This is a genomic window from Bradyrhizobium sp. AZCC 2176 (genome assembly GCF_036924645.1).
In the GTDB taxonomy this organism is placed as follows: domain Bacteria; phylum Pseudomonadota; class Alphaproteobacteria; order Rhizobiales; family Xanthobacteraceae; genus Bradyrhizobium.
Map to the genome: position 1 here is coordinate 2,995,420 of NZ_JAZHRX010000001.1, position 23,072 is coordinate 3,018,491.

The following is a 23,072-nucleotide window of genomic DNA, read 5'->3' on the forward strand; positions in this document are numbered from 1 at the left end:
AGCTCACCCTTTGCCGGTTGCAAAAAGACGGGGGCAAAATGTCCAGCAGGTTCACGCAACTCATCCTGATCGCGATGGCGCTTGGCATCGTCATGGGGACGGTGGTCTTCAACTATATGCCCGACAGCCGCGTCGAGATCGCGTCATCGGTAAACTTGATCGCCATGCTGTTCCTGCGGCTGATCAAGATGATCATCGCGCCGCTGGTGTTTGCGACCCTTGTCGGCGGCATCGCGCATATGGGCTCCGGCTCGAAGCTGGGCCGCGTGTTCGCCAAGACGATGGGCTGGTTCGTCAGCGCCTCCTTTGTCTCGCTGCTGCTCGGCCTGGTGATGGTCAATTTGCTGCAGCCCGGCGCCAACTTTCCCGGCACGCTGCCTGACAAGACACAGTCGACCGGCCTGCCGGTCTCGGCCTTCTCGATCGAAAAGTTCCTGACGCATCTGATCCCGACCTCGATCGCGGACGCGATGGCGCAGAACGAAATCCTGCAGATCGTGGTGTTCGCCGTGTTCTTCGCGGTCGCGCTCGGCGCGTTGCCGGATCGCGCCAAGCCGATTCTCGGGCTGATCGACGACCTCGCCCACATCATGCTGAAAGTCACCGGCTATGTGATGCTGTTCGCGCCGATCGCGGTATGGGCCGCGATCATGGCCACCGTGTCGAAGAACGGCCTCGGCGTGCTGTGGAAGCTGATCGTGTTCATGGGCGGCTTCTATCTGTCGCTCCTGATCCTGTGGGTCATCCTGGTCGTGGTCGGCTTCATCGTGATCGGGCCGAGATACAACCATCTCCTGCGCTTGATCCGCGAGCCGCTGATGATCGCGTTCTCGACCGCGTCGTCGGAGGCCGCTTATCCGAAGACGTTGGAGGGCCTCAACCGCTTCGGCGCCTCGTCGCGGATTTCCGCCTTCGTGCTGCCGCTCGGCTACTCGTTCAACCTCGACGGCACGATGATGTATTGTACCTTTGCCAGCGTCTTCATCGCGCAGACCTACCAAATCGACATGTCGCTCGGCACGCAGTTGGCGATGCTGGCAACGCTGATGATCACCTCAAAGGGCGTTGCCGGCGTGCCGCGGGCGTCGCTGGTGGTGATCGCCTCGACACTCAGCCAGTTCGGCATTCCCGAGGCTGGCCTGCTGATGATCATGGGCATCGACACGTTCCTCGATATGGGACGCAGCGCCACCAACGTGATCGGCAATTCGCTGGCGACCGCCGTGGTCGCGAAATGGGAAGGCGAGCTGAAGCCGGAGCACGAGCTCGGACCGGATGACGTCGTTCCCGACGATGTGGTTCCGGGTGATCCGGTGGCCGCTCATTGATGGGGAGATGCATGCATCGATACCCAGGGAGGTTGGCAGGAGTCGGCGGGATGCTGCTGGCCGCCTGCCTGCTGGCCACGCCGGCGTCCGCCCAGACCGCCAGCGAAGGGCTCAGCCCGACGCTTGCCAACATCAAGCGGACGCATACCGTGCGTCTCGGCTATCGCGAGAGCTCGCCGCCGTTCTCGTTCTTGGACCACTCCAACCGTCCGATCGGCTACAGCCTCGAACTCTGCGAGGCGATCGTCGAGGAGATTGGCGTCGAGGTCGACGACGCCAACCTCAAGGTCGAATACGTCAAGGTCACCTCGGACGACCGCATTCCGGCGGTGACGGAGAACAAGATTGATCTCGAATGCGGGTCGACCACGGCCAATGCCGAGCGCGCCAGGCTGGTGGCGTTCTCGCCGCTGATATTCGTGGCCGGCACCAAGCTGATGGTGCCCAAAGCGTCTTCGATCTCGGCGCCCACCGATCTGAAGGGCAAGACCGTGGTGGTGACCAAAGGCACCACCAACGAGCAGGCGATGCACACCATCGACAAGAAGTTTTCGCTCGGGCTGAACATCGTAACCGCGCCGGATCACGAACAATCCTACCGGATGCTGGCGGACGGCAAGGCCGACGCGTTCGCGACCGATGATATCCTGCTCCATGGCCTGATCGCGCGGCACAAGGCGCAGGCCTACTTCAAGGTCATCGGCGAGTATCTGTCCTACGATCCCTACGGCATCATGTTCCGCAAGGGCGAGCCGCAGATGAAAGCTGTGGTCGAGCGCACCTTCCAGAAGCTTGGCTCGGGCCGTGATCTGATTCCGCTCTACAACAAATGGTTCGTCGCGCGGTTGCCGACTGGCGAGAAGCTTGGCGTCTCGATCTCGCCGCAACTCGAGGAAGCCTTCAAGGTGCTCGACGGGACGCAGGGGAACAATTAGTTCAGAAGAAATGCAGGTCTTGCGGACGCCCGCCGCGGGCGGCCGTTGCGTATTCGATCGCCAGAAAAAGTCCGCCGGCGACATAAATTTTTCGTTGCTGCAGCTTGGCCAGTTCCTGCGCCAGTCGCACCGCGTCCTCGATTGTCGGGGCGACATGAATATCCGCTTCGGGATTGCCGCGCCGTGCCGCGGCAGCGATGCCTTCGGTTTCGGCGCCCTTGTGGTACGCCGCCGCGCAGATGATGATGCTGAAGGAGGGCGCTAGCGCGCCAACAATTTCGTCCGCCTTCTTGTCTCGCGATGCGCCGGTGACGAGAATCCAGCCATCCGCGCCGTGGATCGTCAGCAGACTTGCGAGCGATTGCCGAATGCCGTCGGGGGTATGGCCGACGTCGATTACGGTGAGCGGATCGTGCTGGATGATTTCGAGCCGGCCGGGCCAGCGCGCATCGCGCAGACCGGCACGTATCGCGATCTCGATTCGATCGGCAGCCTTGCGGGGCCGCTCGCGTTGCAGCCAGAGCAGGAACACGGCGACCGCAATGGCGGCGTTGTTGAACTGGAATGCGCCGGGGAGGCTCACTTCGAGGTGGCGATAATCATGATGCCCGAACCGGAAATCGAAATGCTGGCCTGAGGCCGCTGTGATCTCGTTGTCGATACCGACTTCATCGCGGACGAATAGCGAAGTGCGTCTGGCTGAGCGATTATACTCGACGAGATGCGGCCGCAGGTTTTGACAGTTCTCGCCATAGACAATCGTCCCACCGGCGGTGCAGGCGTCGCTCTTGTCCGATACGATCAGTTCAAGCGAATTGCCGAGCAATTCGACATGTTCATAGTCGATCGAGGTGACGCAGGTCTGGCGCGCACCGACCATACGCGATACGTCGTAGCGCCCGCCGATGCCGGCCTCGAACACCACGAAGTCGCATTGGCTCTCCTGAAAGTGCAGGCAGGCCAGTGCAAACAGCGCTTCGAAAGCACCGAACTTCTGGCCCATCGCTTTCGAGACGTTTGCGATGGCAGCTTCGACCCGCAGTTTCAGGCGAGTGAGCGCATCGTCTTCTATCTCGACGCCGTCGATCTGAATCCGTTCGTTGAAACGAAAAAGATGCGGGGAGGTGAAGAGGCCGGTCCGCAGGCCATACGCGTGGGCGATAGCGGCGCACATCGCCGCGGTGCTGCCCTTGCCGTTCGAGCCGGTCACCACCACCGAGGCGCGCTGCAGCCGCGCGCGATCGATTCCGAGCGCCTCCAATAATCCGGCCATGCGCGCGAGGCAGATGCCATCGCCATATTTCGGCAGGTCGAACACTACAGCAGCCCCATGGCGGAGAAGGTGTGATGCCAGATTTTTAGAATGAGATCGCCGCGATTGGATTCTTCCAGCAGCCGGATCGCGGGATTGGAGTTGACCTCGATGATCTCGATAGCCTCGGGATTGCCGCCGATATCGACGAACATGTCGATGGCCGCGACGCGAAGTCCGATCGCACGCGCGGCCTGCCGCGCCAATGTGATGGCCTTTTCGGATGGCGTCGGCGCCAGCACCATGGTGCCGCCGGCGCTCAGATTCATGCGCCCGGGAATCTCCCGCCGCTCTGCCTTTGCAGGAATGGCATCGAGCGACGGATCGCGGTCCGGCATTGAAGCTGGCGACAGGCCGCGGGCGCGCAGGGCGTCGTTATGGGCGGTGAGCAGTTCACGAACGGTGTGCACGCCGTCACCCGTGACGGACGGCGGATATTTTCGCGCGCAATAGAGCACGTCATCGTCGAGCAGGAAAACGCGATACTCGGTACCTTCGACGATCGGCTGGATCAGCACCGCGTCGTAATACTTCATCACCTCATCGAGATAGCGAACCAGCGCGGCTTCGCCGTGGACGGCTTGCGCGAAATCGCCGCGCGATCCCGCAAGCGGCTTGACAAAGGCCGATCCGCCCAACCTCCTGAAACAGTCGATGGCGTCGCTGCGCTCATGGCCCGCCGGGCGATGTGCACGGTGGCGGGCGTGCAGGAAGAAATACTCACCGGCGAGCGCCGGTACGCCGGCTTCCCGCAAAATCCTGCTTGCAAAGTGTTTATCGGACGCCAGCGTCGAAGCGGTCGCGTTGTTCTGCGGATACCAGGAGCATCGGCCGGCGCCGAAATAAAGCCGCCTGTCGCGCGAGGCCGTGCTGAACAACAATCCCGATCCGCCGTCGAAGTCGCGAAATTCCAGCCCGAATTCGGCAGAGGCAAATTCGGCATAGACCGCCTGGTCCGGATAGAAGCCCGGTTTTCCCTTTCGAAACTCAGTTGGGCTTCGCATGCGATCTCTTTCGAAACGCTCTTAATTCGACGTGGTCATTTATTGCCAGATCGGCGCCGAATTCAGCAAGTTAATTGCGTGAGAAAGCGTTAACGAAGCGAATCGAACCTTTTTGCAAATTAGACCGACAGCCATTCCGAGTTCTCAATTGTGCTGCAGGTCATATTGACTATGTGTCTGCCGTGCGCAAATGAAGCGCCAAATCGCCGATGATTTCACTGATTTTTGGCTCTTCGAGGCCCGAAAGCCGAAACGTTCTACATCGAGACGTCAGGAAAAACGAAAACCCATGAGCGCATTCTATAGAGAGAAGGTTCTTTCTGTTCGTCACTGGACCGATACGCTTTTCAGCTTCCGGGCTACCCGCGATTCCGGTTTTCGCTTCCAGAACGGTCAATTTGCGATGATCGGCCTCGAGGTCGAGGGCCGGCCGCTTCTGCGCGCCTATAGCATGGCGAGCGCCAATCACGAGGAAGAACTCGAGTTCTTCTCCATCAAGGTCGCAGACGGGCCGCTGACCTCGAAGCTGCAGAAGATCCGCGAAGGCGATGAGATCCTGGTGGGCCGCAAGGCGACCGGCACGCTGATCACCGACAATTTGATTCCGGGCAAGCGCCTGCTGCTGCTCTCGACCGGAACCGGTCTCGCGCCGTTCGCGAGCCTGATCAAGGATCCCGACGTCTATGAGCGGTTCGAGACCATCGTGCTCGTTCACGGCTGCCGCCAGGTGTCCGAACTCGCCTATGGCGAGGAGCTGGTCGCCAAGCTGCGCGAGGACGAACTGTTCGGACCTCTGCTGTCGGAGAAACTGCTGTATTACCCGACGGTGACCCGCGAGCCGTTCCGCAACCGCGGCCGCATCACCGACCTGATCTCGTCGGAGCAGTTGTTCAACGACATTCACCAGGCGCCGCTCAATATCGAGACCGACCGCATCATGATGTGCGGCAGCCCGGGGATGCTGGAAGAGCTGAAGCAGATGTTCGAATCCGGCGGATTCCTCGAAGGCAGCGGCAACACGCCCGGCCATTTCGTGATCGAAAAGGCGTTCGTCGAGCGTTGAGACGATCGAACCTTTATTCTTTGTCGTCCCTGCGAAAAGCAGGGACGACGTGCCGCGAGATCCTCGCTCGCACCCAGTAGTTCCCCCCACGCTCTCACTGCTATAATCACCCCTGCACGCCGCGCGGCCTGACTGGCCAGGGGGCCTGGCCGTTACGCTGCACTGCAAAAGCGACAGGTTTATTAAAGCCGCCAACTATTTTTTTGAGCCGACGTCACTTCCGCGAGTGCCGCGCCGTATATCGTGTAGCGCTCGTTCCCGCGGTTGGACTAAGCTGGCGCCGGCGACGCGACAATACGGCTGAGGGATTCCATGGAAACGCTGCTGCTTCCGTTCTCGCCACGCTACATCGTGCTGACGGTCTGCGCCGTCGTGACGGCATTGCTGATCGGCATCGGGCTTTTCGACCACAACACCAAGGTGTGGGAGCTGCTGCTGTTCCCGATCGTGATTTTCGGCGCCCTCACCTTGCTCGGCATTCGCGATCTCCTGCAGAAGAACCATGCGGTTTTGCGCAATTATCCGATATCAGCGCATATTCGTTTCCTGCTCGAGGAAATTCGCCCGGAGATACGGCAATACTTCTTCGAGAGCGAGAAGGACGGCATGCCGTTCTCCCGCGACACCCGCGCTCTGGTCTATCAGCGCGCCAAGATGCAGCTCGACAAGCGGCCCTTTGGCACCCAGGAAGACGTCTATCGCGAGGGTTACGAATGGATGCATCATTCGGTGGCGCCGAAGGCTCGCAGCGGCGCTGAATTCCGCGTCACCATCGGCGGACCGGATTGCACCAAGCCGTATTCGGCATCGGTCTTCAACATCTCGGCGATGAGTTTTGGCGCGCTCAGCCCCAACGCGGTGCGCGCGCTGAACATCGGCGCCAAGAAGGGCAGCTTCGCGCATGACACCGGTGAGGGCGGCGTCAGTCCCTATCACCGCGAAAACGGCGGCGACCTCATCTGGGAGATCGGCTCCGGCTATTTCGGCTGCCGCAACCGCGATGGTTCCTTCAACCCGGAAGAGTTTGCCCGCGTTGCGTCCGACGACCAGATCAAGATGGTCGAGCTCAAGATCAGTCAGGGCGCCAAGCCCGGGCATGGCGGCGTGCTGCCGGCGGCCAAAGTGTCGCAGGAGATCTCCAAAATCCGGGGCGTCGCGATGGGCGAGGATTGCATTTCGCCGGCCAACCACCGCGCGTTTTCGACACCGCTGCAGATGATGGCGTTTATCGGCGAGATGCGCAGGCTGTCGGGCGGCAAGCCGGCCGGGTTCAAGATGTGTATCGGCCATCCCTGGGAATTCCTAGCCATCTGCAAGGCGATGCTGGAGACCGGCATTTATCCGGATTTCATCGTCGTCGACGGCAATGAGGGCGGCACCGGCGCGGCGCCGCTGGAGTTCATGGACCATCTGGGCATGCCGATGCGCGAGGGCGTCAGTTTCGTTCACAATGCGCTGATCGGCATCAATGCGCGCGACCGCATCAAGATCGGCGCCGCCGGCAAGATCGCGACCGCCTTCGACATGGCGCGCGCCATGGCAATCGGCGCCGACTGGTGCAATTCCGCACGCGGCTTCATGTTCGCGCTGGGCTGCATCCAGTCCTTGAGCTGTCACACCGATCGCTGTCCGACCGGTGTAAGCACGCAGGATCCCTCCCGCGCCCGGGCGCTGGTGGTGCCACTCAAGACCGAGCGGGTCTACAGCTACCATCACGCCACCCTGCACGCGCTGTCCGAGCTTCTCGCCGCCGCCGGTCTCGAACACCCGCAGCAACTGCGGCCTATTCACTTCTCGAAGCGAACGTCGAGCACCGAGGTCATGTCATTTGCGAAGCTCTATCCGTCGCTGCGGCCGGGCGAGTTGATCGAAGGCACCCAGGATCCGCGCTTCCGCGACGCCTGGGCGATGGCGCGCGCGGATTCGTTCCAGCCGGTGGGATGATGAGCGGACAGTTCGGTTGGTGAGCACGCCTCTCCCCGTCGTCACTGCCTAGTGCGCAATTGCGCACGGGCGCAGGGACCCCCGCGTGAGCGCATCGCGTTCATCGCGATACCGCGTGATCTATCGACAAGGCAGAGTGGCAGAGTGCCGTTGCAAAACAATTTTGGCCGGTGGCTATGGGGCCCTGCGTTCGCAGGGACGACGAAAAATCTCTAAAACTCTCCGTGCAGCCTCCCGGAAAATACATGGACCGGGCCGCGATCGGCATTGTACGCAGGATTGGTGACGAACTGGTAGTCCGCCGTCAGCGTGATCTGCTTGGTGAGCGCATAGGCGTAATAGGTTTCGAGGATGCGTTCCTTGCGGTAGTTGAGCCGTCCGTCGCCGATCAGCGGGCCGAGCCCGCCGGCGGCGATGAAGTCGCGATGATCGCGCGACAGCGCGTTGACCGCACCGGCCAATCCGATCGTGTCGTCCGGCCGCCCCCATTTCGTGCCCTTGATCGAGGTGCCGAGCGACAAGGAGGCATCGATGTCGGTGAACGACATGATCTCGGTCTTGCCGTTGTTCCAGCTCCAACGGCCGAACAGGCCGATATCATCCGTGACCGACTGTTCGACGTTGATGACGTAGCCGTATTTGAGGCGGCCCATGCGCGTCTGCTCGATGTCGAGATTGAGTGCGGGATTGTCCAGCGTGTCGCGATAGCTGCCGGAATTGGCGCTGCTCAGCCAGCCGATGGTGCGCAACTTGCCCGGCCGCGAGAACAGCGTGTATCGCGTCTCCAGTTCGGCCACATACTGGCCGCGGCGAAACACCTGCGTGTCAAAATTGTTGGAGTTGGATACCGCGCCGATCATGAAATAGCCGCCGCGCAACGCCCATTGCTTCTGGTTGAGTTCGGCGGTCACGCCGTAGGTCAGCCCAAGCTTGTCGGCGGTATAGTCGAACGCGCCGGGCGCCCAGATCGACCAGTTCATGAAATCACGGCGGCTGTCCTTGGCGTAGGAGTTGCCGTCGAAGACGTCGCCGACCGAGAACTTGCCGGCCTGCAGCGTCAGCCGGTTGACGTCGACCTTGCCCGCAAGCTGCTGCTGTCCGGCGGCAAGCTCTTCCTGGTCGCCGCCAAATTCGAAGGTCTGGCGCACATACAGCCGCGAGGTGTTGTAGTGCGGGTAGGGGAAGTTCGACTTCTGCGCCTCGCCGCTGGAAAATCCGGCGATGCCGACGGTGTCGCTCAGGCCAAAACCCTGCAGCAGTTCGGGGTTGTAGTAGACCTCGCCGCCTTCCCAGAGCCGGGCGTTCAGATAGAGGCTGTTGCTCCAGGTGGCCTGCGCCTGTCGCGCGGGCGTCAGGCTGTTGGTGCCGGTATAGGGCGCGCGGAACGCGGGATAGCCCTGACCGAGATAGGTGGTCTGGCCATGAATTTCCCAGCGATCGGACTCAGGATCGGTCAGGTCGGACTTCGGCGTGCGGCTGTTCGATCCAGGCCAGTCAACCTTGCGGTTGAGGCCGATACGGATCTGCTGGAAATCGAGGGTGGAATTGTGCTCCGCGCCCGTGGGAAAGCGAATGTTGGCGCGATCAAACTGGCTGTAGAGATATTCGAGCTTGACGCTCCAGTGCGGCGCGAAGGCGTATTCCACGCCGGCGCCGGCGGCCCAGCCGGGGCGGACGTTGATGTGTTTCTGGTCGGCGCCGACGTCGGGCGTATTGATGAAACGCTCGCCGGCAAAGGCGAAACCACCCGTAGCGTAGAAGAGCCAGTGTCCGCTGGCGTAGCCGATGCGGCCTCGCGCAGTGCCGAAATAATCCAGTTTCTCGATCACGTCGGAGCGCGCGCCGGCGAGCGTCGACACGATCGAGTTCGAGGTGATGTAGTTCGGAAAGGTCAGGTCGGCTTCGATGCCGAGCACCAGGCCGGAAGGCAACTGAACATTGTAGCCGCCCTGGACGCCGCCGATCACGCCGCTGAAGACGCTGTTGGCTGAAACCGCCAAGGGATCGGAAAGCACCGCGGCCGAGGCGCCGCGGCCGTAGCCGGTATGGCCGCCGATGTAGAAGCCGCTCCAGTCGAACGCCGGGCGAAGATGCGGCGCCTTGAGCGGCATGTCGGCTGCCATCGCCGGCGTGCCGAGCGCCAGCGCGCCGAACGCGGCGCCGGCCAGTGCATGTTCCAGGGATCGGCGGTTGCGGCTCACAGTCTGGACATTCCGGCTCGACGCGTTGCCTGCCATCTCTGCAGATTCGAATGCCTGCCGCCACCCAACAAATGAAGTCATCAAATCCCGTCGCCCTCGATCGAATTCTCGCGGTTCTTCCGGGGCGGCCGCCAGACCGGAATTATCCACCATTTACCGCCCGACTTTTATTGCGAATAATTCGCAACAGCAAGAAGGGGCTGGCAATTGCGTTTAATGGCACCGTTACGTGACCTGGTTGCAACATCGCCATTAGCGCCGATGCCGTTCTGACAGACGACTGACGGGTGTTCGGAGACATCGCTGACACATTGCGACAGGTCGGGTTCTGGCGGTCGACCTGCATCCCAAAAAGGTTGACCCGCCCGGGGGGACAACCGGGCGGGTCGGGTTCGGCACGGGGTGGATGAGGCGCCCGTGCCGGACGCAAATCCACGACAAAAGCGTTTTCGAGCGAAGTGGTATTCCGGTTCGCGTGAAGAAAACGCGTCGAACAAGAAGGAGCGTTTTCGAGCGAAGCATGCCCTCGGACTTGATCCGTGAGTGGCATTCGGATTCGAAAACGCGTCAGACAAGAAGAAGCGTTTTCGAGGTCTGAAGTGGTTTGCCTGGAAAGAGGACGCTTCTCAAACAGCAACCAAGTTAGCCGCAGAAGTCAGTAACCGCAGGTCCGCACGCGGCCGATGTAATTGCCGAAAGCGTCGAACTGGCGAACCCAGCCGCAGCGGCGATAGCCGTCATAGTAATAGCCGGGGCCGGAAGCTGCGATCGCGGTGCCGACAATGGCGGCGCCAACGAGGCCGGCTCCGACACCCCAGTGCAGCGGCTTGGCTTGCGCCTGGGTGGTGGACGCGATGGTGCCGGTAACGGCAAGGGTAGCGAGAGCGAGAGCGGCGAACTTGGTCTTGATCGACATGGAAGTCTCCATCCTGTGTTAAGCGGCCATTTTGGTCCGCATGCCCAGTTGGACGGAGGCTCCTCGAAAGCGGTTCGAGATGACGGCTGGAAATATGGTTTCGTCGTTTATTTCTTCGATATTTCAGATAGTTACGATAATAAATCGGGATTCTATGCTTTACGAAGAAACAATTCCGGATCGAATTTGTCGACGTCGTCGAGCAATTCGCAGAACGCGCGCGCGCCGTGGTCAAGCAGTTGTTCGCCTTTCTCCGCAGAGGCTTTGGTGGCGTCGCCGACCGCGCCGCTTTCATGCAGATCCTGCGCCTGCCAAGCGAACGGCGCGGGACGATGTGCGGAGAGCCAGCGAAACTTCTGCTCCATCGCGATGCTGGCGGGATGAAAATCGGCTATCGCTTCCTTGCGCACGGTGTGCGGATAGCGCGCCAGCATGATCGACGTCTCGACCGCGCCGCCATGAATGCCGTGACGCAGCTCTTCCGCGGAAAACAATCCATCCGGCGCCCCAAAGCGCGACCAGCTCGTGGTCACCACGAGAAGCCCGTGATGGGCGCGCAAATCCTGCGCCACCAGCGACATCGCCGCGCTGTTGCCGCCATGGCTGGTCACGATCACCAGCTTGCGGAGGCCGGCTTTCGCAACGCGCTCGCCGATCGCCATCCACTCCTTCAATGCGACATCGGTCGGCAGCGTCAGCGTGCCCGGATAATCGATATGCTCGGTGGAAATGCCGACCGGCTGCAGTGGCAGAAAGGTGACGGGAAGTGCTGCAGGCAGCAACTCGCGCACCCGCGCCAGATAGGCCTCGCCGATCAAGACGTCGGTTTCCAGCGGCAGGTGGGGGCCGTGCTGTTCCGTCGCCGCCAGCGGCAATACCGCGATCCAGCGCGCGGCATCGGCCTTGGTGCCGGCCTTGGCGATGTCGGGCCAGCGGATCTCGGTCCAGTCGCGGGGCGGAACGGTTGAAGCCATCGAGCGAAGCGTTTCTTTGGATGAATTTGCAGGGTAGTTTGTTAGATATTCCGGGAACGTTATCCGCGCTCTGGATAACGCCCCGAGGACGTGATTCACGTCCATAGCCTCCCCATCATGGGCCAGAACGATCGACGGAGTCCAACCATGAACCCTGCCTTTTTGCCGCGAGCGTTAACTGCAGGTCTTCTGGCGCTGCTGACGGGGCTGATGCCCGCGCGCGCGGAAACCCTCGACAAGGTGTCATTTGGAACCAACTGGGTGGCGGAGGCCGAGCATGGCGGCTTCTTCCAGGCGGCTGCCGACGGCACCTACAAGAAATACGGCCTCGACGTCACGATCGTGCCGGGAGGCCCCAACACCAACAACCGCATCCTGCTGACCGCCGGCAAGCTTGATTTCTTCATGAGCGCGAACACGCTGCAATCGTTCGATGCCGTCACCAATAACGTGCCGCTGATCGCGGTTGCCGCGATGTTTCAGAAGGACCCGCAGGTCTTCCTGACCCACCCCGAAAGCAAGATCACCAAGCTCGAAGAACTCAAGCCGCTGACGCTGCTGGTTTCCAAGGAAGGCGTCGCGAGCTACTTCCAGTGGCTGAAATCCGAATACGGGTTCAGCGAGAGCAAGGTGAAACCCTACACTTTCAATTCGCAGCCCTTTATCGTGAACAAGCAGAGCGCGATGCAGGGCTATGTCACGTCGGAGCCCTACGCGGTCGAGAAGGCGGCGGGCTTCAAGCCCGGCGTGATCCTGCTCGCCGATCACGGTTTCAACGCCTATTCGACGCTGATCGAGACCCGCCGCGAGATCGTCGACAAGAAGCCGGACCTCGTGCAGCGCTTCGTCGATGCCTCCGTCATCGGCTGGTACAATTATCTCTACGGCGACAATTCGGCCGGCAATGCGATGATCAAGCAGATGAACCCGGAAATGACCGACGAATTGCTCGGCTATTCCGTCACCAAGATGAAGGAATACGGCATCGTCGATTCCGGCGATACCCTGCGCGACGGCATCGGCGCCATGACCGACGCGCGCGTGGCGAGCTTCTTCGACAAGATGGTGCGGGCCGGCGTGGTTCGCCGCGATATCGATTTCCGCCAGGCCTACACGTTGCGCTTCGTCAACAAGGGCGTCGGTCTCGATCTGCGGCCGAAGAACTGACGCGGGATGGCCGGGCCCGCTTTGTCCGAGACGGATATCGATGCGGCCGGCCTTGCCGTGCGTCTGCGCGCCGCGACCAAGATCTATGATAACGGCGTGTCCGCGCTCGGGCCGCTCGATCTCGACGTCGCAAAAGGCGAATTCGTCTCGTTGCTCGGGCCTTCCGGTTGCGGAAAATCGACCGCGCTACGGCTGATCGCGGGGCTCAGCGCGCCGAGCGCAGGCATGGTGAGCGTTTCTCATCGCGCCAAAGGGGCGAATGGGCGGCATCCCATCGGTTTTGTATTTCAGGAGCCGACGCTGATGCCGTGGGCGAGCGTGCGCGACAACGTTCGCCTGCCGCTGAAGCTTGCGCACGCGCCGGCGACTGATGCCGACAGCCGCATCGAGGAGGCGCTGGCGCAGGTCGGCCTTGCCGAATTTGCCGATGCCTACCCCCGCGAATTGTCCGGCGGCATGAAGATGCGGGCCTCGCTGGCGCGCGCGCTTGTCACCGACCCGGACATTCTGCTGCTGGACGAGCCGTTCGCCGCGCTTGACGAGATCACGCGCTTTCGGCTCAACAACGATCTGCTGGATCTGTGGCGCAAGCTGCACAAGACCGTCATCTTCGTCACCCATTCGGTATTCGAGTCGGTCTATCTGTCGCAGCGGGTGACCGTGATGACCGCGCGGCCGGGCCGCTTGGCAAGCGAATTTCGCATCGCCAGCGTGGAGCCGCGCGGGGAGGAGTTTCGCACCTCGGCCGAATATGCCGGCTATTGCCGCGAGGTTTCCAGCGCGCTCGCGCCTTCCTATTCCGGGCAGCGCAGCGCATGAGCGCCTTCCAGAATATCGGCCGCATGCTGCTGCCCATCGCCGTGCTCGCCGCGGGCCTGGGCTTCTGGGAACTCGTGGTGCGCGTCAACGGCATCCAGCCCTACGTGCTGCCGAGCCCTTATCTCGTGTTCCGGACGCTCGTCAGCGACTGGACGGTGCTGTCGGAATCGCTCGGCGTCACCTTGCTCACCACGCTGGAAGGTTTCATCGCCGCGGCCGTCGGCGGCGTCGCGCTGGCGCTGTTGTTCAATCAGTCGAAATGGCTGGAATATTCGCTGTTTCCCTATGCTGTCATCCTGCAGGTCACGCCGGTGATCGCAATTGCGCCGTTATTGCTGATCTATCTGCCGCAGCAGACAGCGGTGATCGTCTGCGCCTGGATCGTCGGATTCTTCCCGGTGCTGTCCAATACCACGCTCGGGCTGAATTCGGTGGACCGCAATCTGGCCGGGCTGTTTCAGCTCTACGGTGCATCGCGGCTGCAGACGCTGCGGTACCTGAAATTGCCGGCGGCGTTGCCGTATATTCTCGGCGGCCTGCGGATCGCGGGCGGCCTGTCGCTGATCGGCGCCGTGGTCGCCGAAATCGCAGCGGGCACCGCGGGCGCCGGCTCCGGGCTTGCCTTCCGGATCGCCGAGTCCGGTTATCGCCTCAACATTCCCCGAATGTTCGCGGCGTTATTGTTGTTGTCCGTGGCCGGGATTGTCATCTATGGGCTGCTGGCGCTAGTTTCGCACCTGGTACTACGGCGCTGGCATGAGAGCGCGCTTGGAAAGGAAAATTGATGGCTGCCGCGAATATTCCGTCCGAACAGATCGATCTCCTGATCTATGGGCCCGTCCGGCCGATCCTGGAAAACGGCTTTTCGGATCAGTTCGTCCTGCATATGGCGGAGAGCCGCGCCGACCTTGAGCGGTTGACGCCCGATACGATAGCGAAGATCCGCGGCATGGCGGTGACCTATCACATGGTGCCGGCCGATGCGAAGGCGCTGTCGCAATTTCCGAAGCTCGAAATCATTGCGAGCTTCGGCGTCGGCTACGATCATGTCGATTCCGCCTATGCACGTGAGCACAATATCGTCGTCACCAACACGCCCGACGTGCTGACCGAGGAGGTCGCCGACGTCGCTATGGGCTTGCTGATCTCGACCCTGCGAGAGTTTGTCAAGGCCGACCGCTATCTGCGCTCCGGCCAGTGGCAGACGCAGAATTATCCCTTGAGCGTCGGCTCGCTGCGCGACCGCAACATCGGCATCGTCGGCATGGGCCGCATTGGCCAGGCCATCGGACGCCGGTTAGAGGCCTCGCGCGTGCCGGTGTCCTATCACTCGCGTAATCCGTCTTCGGCCGTCTCCTACAAGCACTATGGCGACCTGATGGAAATGGCGAAGGCGGTGGACACGCTGATCGTGATCGTCCCCGGCGGCGCCTCTACCGCAAAGATGATCAATGCCGACGTGCTGAAGGCGCTCGGTCCGCGCGGCGTGCTGATCAACGTCGCACGTGGCTCCGTGGTTGACGAGCCGGCGCTGGTTGCGGCGCTGAAATCCGGCACCATCCTCGCGGCAGGCCTCGACGTGTTTGCCAACGAGCCGAACGTGCCGGACGAGCTGAAGGCCATGCAAAATGTCGTGCTGTTGCCACACATCGGCTCGGCTTCGGTGGTAACGCGCAACGCCATGGATCAACTCGTCGTCGATAACCTGAAAAACTGGTTTGCCGGCAAGGCGCCGTTGACGCCCGTGCCGGAAACCCCGGTAAAGAGACGCTGATGTCGCGCAGGCGTTCGAGCATCACGGCGGCAGCGCTGACGGCGCTGCTCGCGCTTGCGCCGCAGGCCGCGGCGCAGGATGCCTCGACGCTGAAGAAGGACATGATCGGGCAGTGGGAGCTTGCCACCACCGAGCGCAGCAAGACCTGCGTCGTCACGCTGAAGGGCGATACGACGGCGCAGGGGCTGAAGCTTGAGCTCGAGCCCGGCTGTGTCAAGGCGTTGCCGTTTACAAAGGATATCACCGCCTGGAATATCAAGGGGCTGGATATCGTGCGGCTGCAGGACGCGGCAGGCCAGCCGGTGATCGACTTCACCGAGGTCGAGAGCGGCATTTTCGAAGGCCTGCGGACCGGCGAGGGGGTCTACATCCTGCAGAACCTCGCCGCCGCCCGCTCGCTTGCCAAGTCGATGGACCAGATGATCGGCGACTGGTCGATGGTCCGCGGCAACGGCCAGACCATCTGCGGGTTGACGCTGACCAATACCGAGGCGACCGGCGATAATTTCCAGGTGTTTTTGAAGCCGAAATGCGATCCGGCGATCGCAGCTTTTGCGCCGAACCAATGGCGGCTGGACCGTGGGCAGATGATCCTGATGTCGGCGACAGGCCAGACCTGGCAGTTCGAGGCCGATGACAATGCGCAGTGGCGGCGGGTGCCTGACACGGCCGATCCCCTGATCATGGTCCGGGGGCAGTAGGACCCAATTGTCCGTGAATCAGGGCGTCCACTCATAAAGGCGATGCCGGCTTCTGACGGCCAAGCGGAAAGCTTCTGATCGGTTACAGCATTACCGCTCGTGACCCTGAGCGGACAGCCCGGTCGCATCAATTGAAATGAAAATAAAAAAAGCCCCGGCAAAGGCCGAGGCTTCTGATTCTTATCGGATCGATCGATGAAAATAGATCAGTATTTCGCGACCACGGGGCCGCCGAACGTGTAGTTGATGCGGATCGTTCCCATGTCGATGTTCTGCCGGATGTTGTCGCTGCGCGTGACCGCAATCGCCGACTGCGGGAACGTCACGTTGGAGTTGCCCATGAACAGGTGGTTGTATTCGACGGCAACCGACCAGCGCGGCGCAAAACCGATTTCAATTCCGGCCCCGACGGTGCCGCCCCAGCGGGTGTCGCTTGCCTGATTGAACGGGACACCGGCGGCGGCGAAGCCGTTTCCTACCGGAAAGAAGCTGCTGTATTTGTTATGGGTGACCGCAGCGCCGCCCTTGACGTACAGCAGAACGCTGTTGAAGGCGTAGCCGACCTGACCGGTGAACAGACCGATGGCGTCGACCTTAGTCTGGTTCACGTACGGAATGAGCGCGGTCAGGCTCGAATTCGATCCCTTCAAATTGGCCCAATCGCCCTGGGCCTCGACGCCGAACACCCAATTGGCGGCCTGCCAGCGATACCCGATCTGGCCTCCGGCCAGGCCGCCGGTCGCATCGTGACAGCCTTCGCTCGGGGTATTGGCAATCGGAAGGCCGGCAACGCTGGTGAGCGTGTAGCATTCACGGCTCGAGGCGCCCCCGCCGTTGATGCCGACGTAGAAGCCGCCCCAATTGTAGATCGGTGCGATCACCGGAGGCGCCTTGGTGTAGACCCTGGCGGGAAGATCGGCGGCGGAAGCTGTGCCCGAAAAGCCAGCCATCGACGCAAGCGCAAAGCCAACCACTGCAACACGACGCATTCCAACTCCCCCAGCGCAATCGAAAATGGTAACGCGTTCTGGCATGGACTCGCCAAGTGCGCCAGACTGCCGCACTTCCAGGTTGCAGCTTTCTGAGATGTGTTGCGAAAACGCCTCAAGCGCCCGCAGCGAACTTCCATCCGACGAAGCGCCTGCTATTGGCCCCAAGCCGCCAGTAAAGGACGGGCAGAGCATTTCCGCTCTGCCCACCAAGTTCAGACGTCTACTTGTTCTGCTATTGCGAGCGCGTCGTCGACCTCAATTCCCAGGTAGCGGACGGTGCTCTCGATTTTCGTATGCCCCAGAAGAAGCTGCACGGCCCGCAGGTTGCCTGTGCGCCGATAGATGAGGGTCGCCTTTGTTCGACGCAGTGAATGCGTTCCGAACAGGTGAGGATCCAACCCTATACCGGCCAGCCAACCCGACAACAGCCGCGGGTACTGCCGAGTGGTCAGGCTGCACTCGGGTCGCCTGCGGCCGGTGAACAGACAGTCGCCCGGCTTCTTGCCGGTTGCCCTTAGATAGTCATCGATGGCCTGGCGGGTGGACTCAGTAAGCTCGAATTTGACCGGCCGTCCGGTTTTCTTCTGGCGGACGCTTGCCCTGTCGGCTGCATAACCGCTTGGTGCGACCTCATCGACTTTCAGGGCTACCACATCGCAGCCACGAAGCTTGCTGTCGATGGCAATGTTGAACAACGCCAGATCACGGAGTCGACCTTCGACCTGGAGCTTCGTCCGGATGGACCAGACGTGCTTCGGGCGGAGTGGCGGCTTCGCGCCGACGATCTTTCCCTTGTTCCACGGGACGTGCTTGGACGCGCTAGTGCTCGGGACATCGGCCATGATGACCTCCTCAGTTAATGAGGCTGGTCATTCTCTAGCCGGTAACCTTCTGAACAGCGTCGGCTTTCGGAGGATTGCAGGCGTACTTGGTCCAATTCGATCGATCGGAAGGGCGCAAATGACCCGTAGCAGAACTTCGAGACTGACGCGCTAGCGCGGTCGCTGCTGCCACTCCCTCAAGCTCTTCCAACACTCCGATCCGATGTCGGTACTAGACAATTTTTGCTTTATCTTTTTCATCGCGTCATCAGATTGATCAAAGTCGGCCGTACTCAAGCTGTTGGCGAGCGTATTCTTGTCCTGGTATCGCGCACCATCGAGCATAAAGCAGGAGTAGTATGGTATCCAAGGCAGCTTTTCTTCGATCCCTTTTGTGATGGGTTCATCTGTGACTTCCAACGTGATTTCGTTCCAATTAACGCCCGGCGCCAGCGTCGCCTGCAAATTATTTGGATCGACCTCGGTTACGGTGCTTGGGTCATTCACGTTTGCGAAAGTGACAAGGTCAGGCAGTTCATTCGGGGCAATTGTTCGAGCGCCGCGCTTGCGGGCAATTTGAGCCAGGGTATCCATGACGTCAGCCGAGAGAGGGATGTCGTAGAGCCGGGATAATTGCGTGGTTGGCCTCCACTGCCTAGAAGACGGTTGAGTTTGCCTCCCGATCAAGGCGATCAACGGCGGCGCACCTGGACCAAGGTCCAAATACAACGCTTCGCCGCGAAGCTTGTGCATAATTCCTCTTGCAGGAATCGAGACCTCAAAAAAAGTCACCTCCGCTACGCTTGAACCACGCTTGACGCCATCGGCTGTATTGACTGCCAACGTCAGCTTGTAGCGGTAGCTCTCGCTTCTCCCGCATCCTGCGAGCGCGAGGGCCACCGCGAGCACCGCTGAAAAACGGATGTGTAAACGTACCATCACCGCGTTGACCCCATTTGACCTCTTCAACGAGCGCCTGTTGCGGACGCGACAGGTTCGGATAGTCATTCCTCCATATGGCATGCACAAGTTGTAAGGTGCGTTAGCTCCCGGCGGCCTTTTGATGCTTTGGCTTTACCGCTCGTTAACCGGGCGGCTGTGGCATCCAGAGCGAGGTCGGGTTATGGCACCTTTGAGACATGCCGACGGACTCTGAACTTGTCTGCTTATCGGGGTAGACCGGAAGTGCTCGGCGCCCCGTCAGAACGACGCGAATGACCGGTTACCATTCAGCGGCCTGAAGCGGAACTAGAATGGTGTTGAAGCCGTGCGCCTCTAGCATCCGATGGCTTGCCCTTCGACTAATAACGAGGTGCAGGATCTGTTTGCGAAACTGTTAGAAAAACGATTTGACCGTCAGCCCTGCTGCGCGGGCATCCTGTATGAATGTATGCGCTTCCTCATTGGACATTGTAAGGTCAACGCCGCCGAGGAATTTCTCTCCTTTGGGTGTGTTCGCACGGAACGTCGTCTCGTGTCTGCCTATATGAACCGTATAATCAATATCGCTTGGTGCTTCGGGCATGGCATCCTCCTCGATCCCGAAGCGAGTATATTGTGTCCATTTCAACCGGTCCTACAAGGCGGCAATTGCGAGATAACGCTGCGGCGCGGTCGATCGTGATTGTGGGGTGAAGAATCGTGCTCAGTATATCTGCGGGCAGACCGGCCGTATTGGTCCGCTATTGTGCACAAAGCAGACCTCTGGTGAGGTCTGCCATCGCACCGCTATCAGGGGGTGCAGCAGACATCCGCGCCTCAATCTGCCGCGGGATCTATGAGTGCGTGTCCTAGCGCCCGATCACGCCTGCCACTTGAGATGCAATATGTTCGGCGAGCATGTGATATCCTTCCGGGGTGAGATGCTGGCCGTCGGGCTGATGCGGTAATCCCCTGAAACTGCTGTTTGGAATCATGATCACCGGGATGCCGCGCGCACTTAACTGGCTCTGAATTTCCGATGTCCGATCGGGCGAGCCCTTGCGCCGGTCGTTGCCGCCCGGCTGTAGGATGACGGCGCTGGTGCCTTTCGGTACGGCCTGGTCCAGACGCCGCAACATGCCTTCCGTGGTGTCGCCGTTAATGCCGGCGTTTACGACACGGACGTTGGCCCCTTTGGCCCGCAATATCGCCTCGAGTTGCGCCGGATAGGCCTGCCCCCGCGCGACCCCCTTGCCATAAGTGTTACTGGCGCCCAGCGCCACGATGGTGGCGGCGCCGGCTGGCGCGGTTGCGAAAAGGAAGAAGGCCGCCAGGATGACACCCGGGATAGCGGGCCGAAAAGAGTGCGGTTTCATACTTGCCCCCATTTGCATCGGTGCAGGAAGCCTACAGGCCCAATATCCTCTGGCGCAACCGGATGGGCGGGGCGGTCCGTGGGAAGCCGCCAAAATTTAATTCAGGGTCCTGTCGATCCGACGCCCTCCCGTTCGTCGTCTTCCATAGCGAGACAGTTTCGTGGCGATTGCCGCCGCGGCTCGCCTCAACGGGAGTTCTTCGATGCGCTTCATGTCTATCGTTACCTCACCCCAGCCTGACAAAGCCCCGACCCCCGGCCTGATGGAAGCGATGGGCAAGCTCGCCGAGCGCGAGATCAAAGCCGGCCGCATGCTCGATATGGGCGGCCTGATGCCGATTGCCATGGGCGGCGCGCAGGTCAGGATCACCAATGGCAAGCTCAGCGTAACCGACGGGCCGTTTGTGGAAAGCAAGGAGCTGATCGGCGGCTACGCGATCTTCGAATTCCGCGACATGGAGGAGGCGGTGGCGGCCGCGAGGGAATTCATGCAACTGCACCTCGAGCACATGCCGGGCTGGGAAGGCACCTGCGAAGTTCGCGTGCTGGCGACGCCGGGCGTGGATGGCGCATGTGAGGCCGGCATTCGCGCCCACGCGTGATGTGCATGCTTGGCAGACGCAGTCGGCGGCGATGACGGCCGCCGACGTCCATCGCACCATCCTCGCGGTCTGGCGCGTCGAACAGCCGCGCCTGATCACCGGCCTGTCCCGGATGTTGCGCGATGTGACGCTGGCCGAAGACCTGACGCAGGAAGCCCTGGTGGCGGCGCTCGAACATTGGCCCGCCACCGGCGTTCCGGAAAAGCCCGGCGCGTGGTTGATGGCCACCGCCAAACGCCGCGCGCTTGATGATTTGCGCCGCCGCAGCATGCTCGCGCGCAAGCACGAGATGCTGATACGCGACCTGGAGCAGGAGCAGCAGGCGATGCCCGATCCGGACGCCGGCCTGGACGACGATATCGGCGACGAGCTGCTGCGGCTGATCTTCACTGCCTGCCATCCGCGACTGTCGCGCGAGTCGCGGGCAGCGCTGGCGCTGAAGATGATCTGCGGCCTGACCACGGAAGAGATCGCCCGCGCCTTCCTGCAGCCGGAGGCGACGATTTCCCAGCGCATCGTGCGCGCCAAGCGCACGCTCTCGGAGTCCGGGCTTAGTTATGAAACCCCGCGCGGCGCGGAGCTTTCGGAACGGCTGGCCTCGGTGCTGGAGGTCGTCTATCTCATCTTCAACGAGGGCTATACGGCCGCCCGCGGCGACGAATGGCTGCGGCCGCAGCTTTGCCACGACGCGCTGCGCATGGGCAGGGTGCTGATACAGGTCGCGCCGCGGGAGGCCGAAGCCCACGGCCTGCTCGCGCTGATGGAGCTGAACGCTTCGCGCACCGCGGCGCGCACCGATGCTGCCGGCGATCCGATTCTCTTGATGGACCAGAACCGGATGCTGTGGGACCGGCTTCAGATCCGCCGCGGCTTATCGGCGTTGGCGCGGGCATGCGAACTCGGCGACGGGCGAGGATTCTACGCGCTGCAAGCCGCGATCGTCGCCTGTCACGCCAGAGCCGTCACGCCTGACGACACGGAGTGGCCGCGCATCGCGAGGCTCTATGGCGAGCTCTCAGGTCTGGTGCGCTCGCCGATCGTCGAGCTCAACCGCGCGGTGGCGATCGGCATGGCCGAGGGGCCGGCGGCGGCGCTCGCGATCGTGGACGGATTGGCGGGCGAGCCTGTGCTGAAGAACTATCATCTCTTGCCGAGCGTCCGCGGCGATCTGCTTTTCAGGCTCGGCCGCGTTGCGGAAGCTCGTGCGGCGTTCGAGCTGGCATCGGCGCTTGCGGCCAACAAGCGCGAACGCGAATTGTTGAAGCGGCGGGCCACCGAAGCAGGCGGTGGCGCACCGGAGCCTTCTTGATTTCAGATGTAGCGGAACTGCTGCCGCTCGCGCCTCGCGAGTTTCGGAATTGCCTGCCCGAGGATGATGTTCTTGAAGTGATCGGTCTGCTGATGCTCGGCGAACGCCGCCTCACCCGCGAACACCTCGTAGAAGAAGAATTCTCTCGGCTTGGCGACATTCTGGTGAATCCGGAATTCCTTTACGCCCGGTTCCCGCTGCGCCTGGGGAAGAAAGTCTTTCAGAAGTGCTGCGACCGTAGCTTCCTCTCCGGAATTGACCTCCCAGAATGCGGTGACGATCAGGTGCTGGTTCGCGCTGTCGGTGGTTGTCATGCTGCTCTCCTGTGAAGCCCGGCGCCGTTCGATTCCGGCACCGGCAACTGAATCACCATGCCCGATTTTCTGACGTCGATGCTTCGGCAACAGTCGAACTATAATATCTGTATCCTGTTCGGAACCGCGCGCGTGCCGAGCGCGTTTTCCGGGCGTTCGTTGGCAATGGAGCAGACGCATGGCGAAAAAGACCGTGCTCGCGATCGGCGTCGAGCCTTCCTTGGTCGACTTCAGTGCCTTCCCGGGGCTCACGGCCGAACTGGTGAGGAGCTACATCGACGCTCAGATCGCGCAGCTTCGTGCGATGGGCTATGAGGCCGATAGTTGCCTGATCGACCTCGGCGACACGGCCGAAGCCGTTGCTGCTGCGGCGCTGGGCGCAAAGCATTATGATTGCGTGGTGATCGGCGCCGGCCTGCGCGAGCCGCGGGAGCGGCTGCTTCTGTTCGAACGGATCATCAATCTGGTTCACCTCGGCGCGCCGCAAACCCGTATTTGCTTCAACACCACGCCGGCCAACACTGCCGAGGCGGTGCGGCGATGGGTCGAGCCGTAAGCGCGCCTGCGCTTCCAGGTCATCTGACTGATGCGCCGTCGCAG

General features: G+C 61.5%; 23 protein-coding genes. 12 read left to right on the top strand and 11 right to left on the bottom strand.

What is annotated here, in order from left to right; all coding sequences use genetic code 11:
• Positions 1 to 38 precede the first annotated feature (38 nt).
• Positions 39 to 1,328: a dicarboxylate/amino acid:cation symporter gene (locus tag V1288_RS13830; RefSeq protein WP_334357556.1), complete on the top strand. Its 1,290-nt coding sequence runs from the start codon at positions 39 to 41 to the stop codon at positions 1,326 to 1,328.
• 50 nt (positions 1,329 to 1,378) lie between these two features.
• Entirely contained in the window at positions 1,379 to 2,263 is an 885-nt protein-coding gene (locus V1288_RS13835) for an amino acid ABC transporter substrate-binding protein (RefSeq protein WP_442893948.1), read from the top strand.
• Between the two features lies 1 nt (position 2,264).
• On the opposite strand, the gene V1288_RS13840 is transcribed toward V1288_RS13835, so the two are convergent.
• Together V1288_RS13840 and V1288_RS13845 are read right to left on the bottom strand one after the other, a co-directional pair.
• Positions 2,265 to 3,581 (bottom strand): bifunctional folylpolyglutamate synthase/dihydrofolate synthase, encoded by a 1,317-nt coding sequence (locus V1288_RS13840; RefSeq protein ID WP_334357558.1) that lies wholly within the window; start codon positions 3,579 to 3,581, stop codon positions 2,265 to 2,267.
• Entirely contained in the window at positions 3,581 to 4,579 is a 999-nt protein-coding gene (locus tag V1288_RS13845) for a hypothetical protein (RefSeq protein WP_334357559.1), read from the bottom strand. The genes V1288_RS13840 and V1288_RS13845 overlap by 1 nt, the downstream gene beginning before the upstream one ends.
• Positions 4,580 to 4,868: 289 nt before the next feature.
• Here V1288_RS13845 and V1288_RS13850 point away from each other — a divergent pair, with 289 nt between their 5' ends.
• A complete protein-coding gene (locus V1288_RS13850; protein ID WP_334357560.1) occupies positions 4,869 to 5,642 on the top strand; it encodes a ferredoxin--NADP reductase in 774 nt (257 codons plus the stop codon).
• 312 nt (positions 5,643 to 5,954) lie between these two features.
• A complete protein-coding gene (locus tag V1288_RS13855; RefSeq protein WP_334357561.1) occupies positions 5,955 to 7,586 on the top strand; it encodes an FMN-binding glutamate synthase family protein in 1,632 nt (543 codons plus the stop codon).
• Positions 7,587 to 7,798: 212 nt separating this feature from the next.
• On the opposite strand, the gene V1288_RS13860 is transcribed toward V1288_RS13855, so the two are convergent.
• The 3 genes from V1288_RS13860 to V1288_RS13870 form a co-directional block, all read right to left on the bottom strand.
• Positions 7,799 to 9,823 (bottom strand): carbohydrate porin, encoded by a 2,025-nt coding sequence (locus V1288_RS13860; protein WP_442893949.1) that lies wholly within the window; start codon positions 9,821 to 9,823, stop codon positions 7,799 to 7,801.
• 619 nt (positions 9,824 to 10,442) lie between these two features.
• A complete protein-coding gene (locus tag V1288_RS13865) occupies positions 10,443 to 10,703 on the bottom strand; it encodes a hypothetical protein (protein ID WP_247781790.1) in 261 nt (86 codons plus the stop codon).
• Between the two features lie 152 nt (positions 10,704 to 10,855).
• The gene (locus V1288_RS13870; protein ID WP_334357562.1) at positions 10,856 to 11,677 is read right to left on the bottom strand and encodes a creatininase family protein; all 822 of its coding nucleotides are present in this window, start codon (positions 11,675 to 11,677) and stop codon (positions 10,856 to 10,858) included.
• A 147-nt stretch (positions 11,678 to 11,824) separates the two neighbouring features.
• On the opposite strand from V1288_RS13870, the gene V1288_RS13875 reads away from it, so the two are divergent.
• The 5 genes from V1288_RS13875 to V1288_RS13895 are packed head-to-tail and all read left to right on the top strand — an operon-like array spanning position 11,825 to position 16,138.
• Complete coding sequence (locus V1288_RS13875) at positions 11,825 to 12,844, top strand: ABC transporter substrate-binding protein (protein ID WP_334357563.1); 1,020 nt, start codon at positions 11,825 to 11,827, stop codon at positions 12,842 to 12,844.
• 6 nt (positions 12,845 to 12,850) lie between these two features.
• The gene (locus V1288_RS13880; RefSeq protein ID WP_334357564.1) at positions 12,851 to 13,663 is read left to right on the top strand and encodes an ABC transporter ATP-binding protein; all 813 of its coding nucleotides are present in this window, start codon (positions 12,851 to 12,853) and stop codon (positions 13,661 to 13,663) included.
• Positions 13,664 to 13,686: 23 nt separating this feature from the next.
• Entirely contained in the window at positions 13,687 to 14,448 is a 762-nt protein-coding gene (locus tag V1288_RS13885) for an ABC transporter permease (protein WP_334361308.1), read from the top strand.
• On the top strand, positions 14,448 to 15,437 hold the full coding sequence (locus V1288_RS13890) for a 2-hydroxyacid dehydrogenase (RefSeq protein ID WP_334357565.1): 990 nt from the start codon (positions 14,448 to 14,450) through the stop codon (positions 15,435 to 15,437). Before V1288_RS13885 ends, V1288_RS13890 begins: the two co-directional genes overlap by 1 nt.
• Complete coding sequence (locus tag V1288_RS13895) at positions 15,437 to 16,138, top strand: AprI/Inh family metalloprotease inhibitor (RefSeq protein ID WP_334357566.1); 702 nt, start codon at positions 15,437 to 15,439, stop codon at positions 16,136 to 16,138. The genes V1288_RS13890 and V1288_RS13895 overlap by 1 nt, the downstream gene beginning before the upstream one ends.
• A gap of 206 nt (positions 16,139 to 16,344) precedes the next feature.
• Here the strand turns inward: V1288_RS13895 and V1288_RS13900 are convergent, their stop codons facing one another.
• The 5 genes from V1288_RS13900 to V1288_RS13920 all read right to left on the bottom strand — a co-directional run bounded on the left by V1288_RS13900 (position 16,345) and on the right by V1288_RS13920 (position 20,266).
• On the bottom strand, positions 16,345 to 17,127 hold the full coding sequence (locus V1288_RS13900) for an outer membrane protein (RefSeq protein WP_334357567.1): 783 nt from the start codon (positions 17,125 to 17,127) through the stop codon (positions 16,345 to 16,347).
• A 215-nt stretch (positions 17,128 to 17,342) separates the two neighbouring features.
• The gene (locus V1288_RS13905) at positions 17,343 to 17,972 is read right to left on the bottom strand and encodes a tyrosine-type recombinase/integrase (RefSeq protein WP_334357568.1); all 630 of its coding nucleotides are present in this window, start codon (positions 17,970 to 17,972) and stop codon (positions 17,343 to 17,345) included.
• A 150-nt stretch (positions 17,973 to 18,122) separates the two neighbouring features.
• Positions 18,123 to 18,959 carry a hypothetical protein gene (locus tag V1288_RS13910; RefSeq protein ID WP_334357569.1) on the bottom strand — a complete coding sequence of 279 codons (837 nt, stop codon included), beginning with the start codon at positions 18,957 to 18,959 and terminating at the stop codon, positions 18,123 to 18,125.
• Positions 18,960 to 19,287: 328 nt separating this feature from the next.
• Positions 19,288 to 19,476: a hypothetical protein gene (locus V1288_RS13915; RefSeq protein WP_247832873.1), complete on the bottom strand. Its 189-nt coding sequence runs from the start codon at positions 19,474 to 19,476 to the stop codon at positions 19,288 to 19,290.
• 265 nt (positions 19,477 to 19,741) lie between these two features.
• Complete coding sequence (locus tag V1288_RS13920) at positions 19,742 to 20,266, bottom strand: GDSL-type esterase/lipase family protein (RefSeq protein ID WP_442893950.1); 525 nt, start codon at positions 20,264 to 20,266, stop codon at positions 19,742 to 19,744.
• Between the two features lie 142 nt (positions 20,267 to 20,408).
• On the opposite strand from V1288_RS13920, the gene V1288_RS13925 reads away from it, so the two are divergent.
• A complete protein-coding gene (locus V1288_RS13925; RefSeq protein ID WP_334357570.1) occupies positions 20,409 to 20,849 on the top strand; it encodes a YciI family protein in 441 nt (146 codons plus the stop codon).
• A 31-nt stretch (positions 20,850 to 20,880) separates the two neighbouring features.
• Positions 20,881 to 22,158, top strand: coding sequence for an RNA polymerase sigma factor (locus V1288_RS13930; RefSeq protein ID WP_334357571.1), 1,278 nt, complete (start codon positions 20,881 to 20,883; stop codon positions 22,156 to 22,158).
• A gap of 2 nt (positions 22,159 to 22,160) precedes the next feature.
• Here V1288_RS13930 and V1288_RS13935 read toward each other — a convergent pair whose 3' ends face one another.
• Positions 22,161 to 22,472 carry a putative quinol monooxygenase gene (locus V1288_RS13935; RefSeq protein WP_334357572.1) on the bottom strand — a complete coding sequence of 104 codons (312 nt, stop codon included), beginning with the start codon at positions 22,470 to 22,472 and terminating at the stop codon, positions 22,161 to 22,163.
• 178 nt (positions 22,473 to 22,650) lie between these two features.
• Here V1288_RS13935 and V1288_RS13940 point away from each other — a divergent pair, with 178 nt between their 5' ends.
• The gene (locus V1288_RS13940) at positions 22,651 to 23,028 is read left to right on the top strand and encodes a hypothetical protein (RefSeq protein ID WP_334357573.1); all 378 of its coding nucleotides are present in this window, start codon (positions 22,651 to 22,653) and stop codon (positions 23,026 to 23,028) included.
• The last annotated feature ends 44 nt before the right edge of the window (positions 23,029 to 23,072 follow it).

Bases quoted from the DNA above. Each gene is read 5' to 3' on its own strand.
- V1288_RS13830 (WP_334357556.1), top strand. From the start codon at position 39: ATGTCCAGCAGGTTCACGCAACTCATCCTGATCGCGATGGCGCTTGGC.
- V1288_RS13835 (WP_442893948.1), top strand. From the start codon at position 1,379: ATGCTGCTGGCCGCCTGCCTGCTGGCCACGCCGGCGTCCGCCCAGACC.
- V1288_RS13845 (WP_334357559.1), bottom strand. From the start codon at position 4,579: ATGCGAAGCCCAACTGAGTTTCGAAAGGGAAAACCGGGCTTCTATCCG.
- V1288_RS13850 (WP_334357560.1), top strand. From the start codon at position 4,869: ATGAGCGCATTCTATAGAGAGAAGGTTCTTTCTGTTCGTCACTGGACC.
- V1288_RS13855 (WP_334357561.1), top strand. From the start codon at position 5,955: ATGGAAACGCTGCTGCTTCCGTTCTCGCCACGCTACATCGTGCTGACG.
- V1288_RS13860 (WP_442893949.1), bottom strand. From the start codon at position 9,823: ATGGCAGGCAACGCGTCGAGCCGGAATGTCCAGACTGTGAGCCGCAAC.
- V1288_RS13865 (WP_247781790.1), bottom strand. From the start codon at position 10,703: ATGTCGATCAAGACCAAGTTCGCCGCTCTCGCTCTCGCTACCCTTGCC.
- V1288_RS13870 (WP_334357562.1), bottom strand. From the start codon at position 11,677: ATGGCTTCAACCGTTCCGCCCCGCGACTGGACCGAGATCCGCTGGCCC.
- V1288_RS13875 (WP_334357563.1), top strand. From the start codon at position 11,825: ATGAACCCTGCCTTTTTGCCGCGAGCGTTAACTGCAGGTCTTCTGGCG.
- V1288_RS13880 (WP_334357564.1), top strand. From the start codon at position 12,851: ATGGCCGGGCCCGCTTTGTCCGAGACGGATATCGATGCGGCCGGCCTT.
- V1288_RS13885 (WP_334361308.1), top strand. From the start codon at position 13,687: ATGCTGCTGCCCATCGCCGTGCTCGCCGCGGGCCTGGGCTTCTGGGAA.
- V1288_RS13890 (WP_334357565.1), top strand. From the start codon at position 14,448: ATGGCTGCCGCGAATATTCCGTCCGAACAGATCGATCTCCTGATCTAT.
- V1288_RS13895 (WP_334357566.1), top strand. From the start codon at position 15,437: ATGTCGCGCAGGCGTTCGAGCATCACGGCGGCAGCGCTGACGGCGCTG.
- V1288_RS13900 (WP_334357567.1), bottom strand. From the start codon at position 17,127: ATGCGTCGTGTTGCAGTGGTTGGCTTTGCGCTTGCGTCGATGGCTGGC.
- V1288_RS13905 (WP_334357568.1), bottom strand. From the start codon at position 17,972: ATGGCCGATGTCCCGAGCACTAGCGCGTCCAAGCACGTCCCGTGGAAC.
- V1288_RS13910 (WP_334357569.1), bottom strand. From the start codon at position 18,959: ATGACTATCCGAACCTGTCGCGTCCGCAACAGGCGCTCGTTGAAGAGG.
- V1288_RS13915 (WP_247832873.1), bottom strand. From the start codon at position 19,476: ATGCCCGAAGCACCAAGCGATATTGATTATACGGTTCATATAGGCAGA.
- V1288_RS13920 (WP_442893950.1), bottom strand. From the start codon at position 20,266: ATGCAAATGGGGGCAAGTATGAAACCGCACTCTTTTCGGCCCGCTATC.
- V1288_RS13930 (WP_334357571.1), top strand. From the start codon at position 20,881: ATGACGGCCGCCGACGTCCATCGCACCATCCTCGCGGTCTGGCGCGTC.
- V1288_RS13935 (WP_334357572.1), bottom strand. From the start codon at position 22,472: ATGACAACCACCGACAGCGCGAACCAGCACCTGATCGTCACCGCATTC.
- V1288_RS13940 (WP_334357573.1), top strand. From the start codon at position 22,651: ATGGCGAAAAAGACCGTGCTCGCGATCGGCGTCGAGCCTTCCTTGGTC.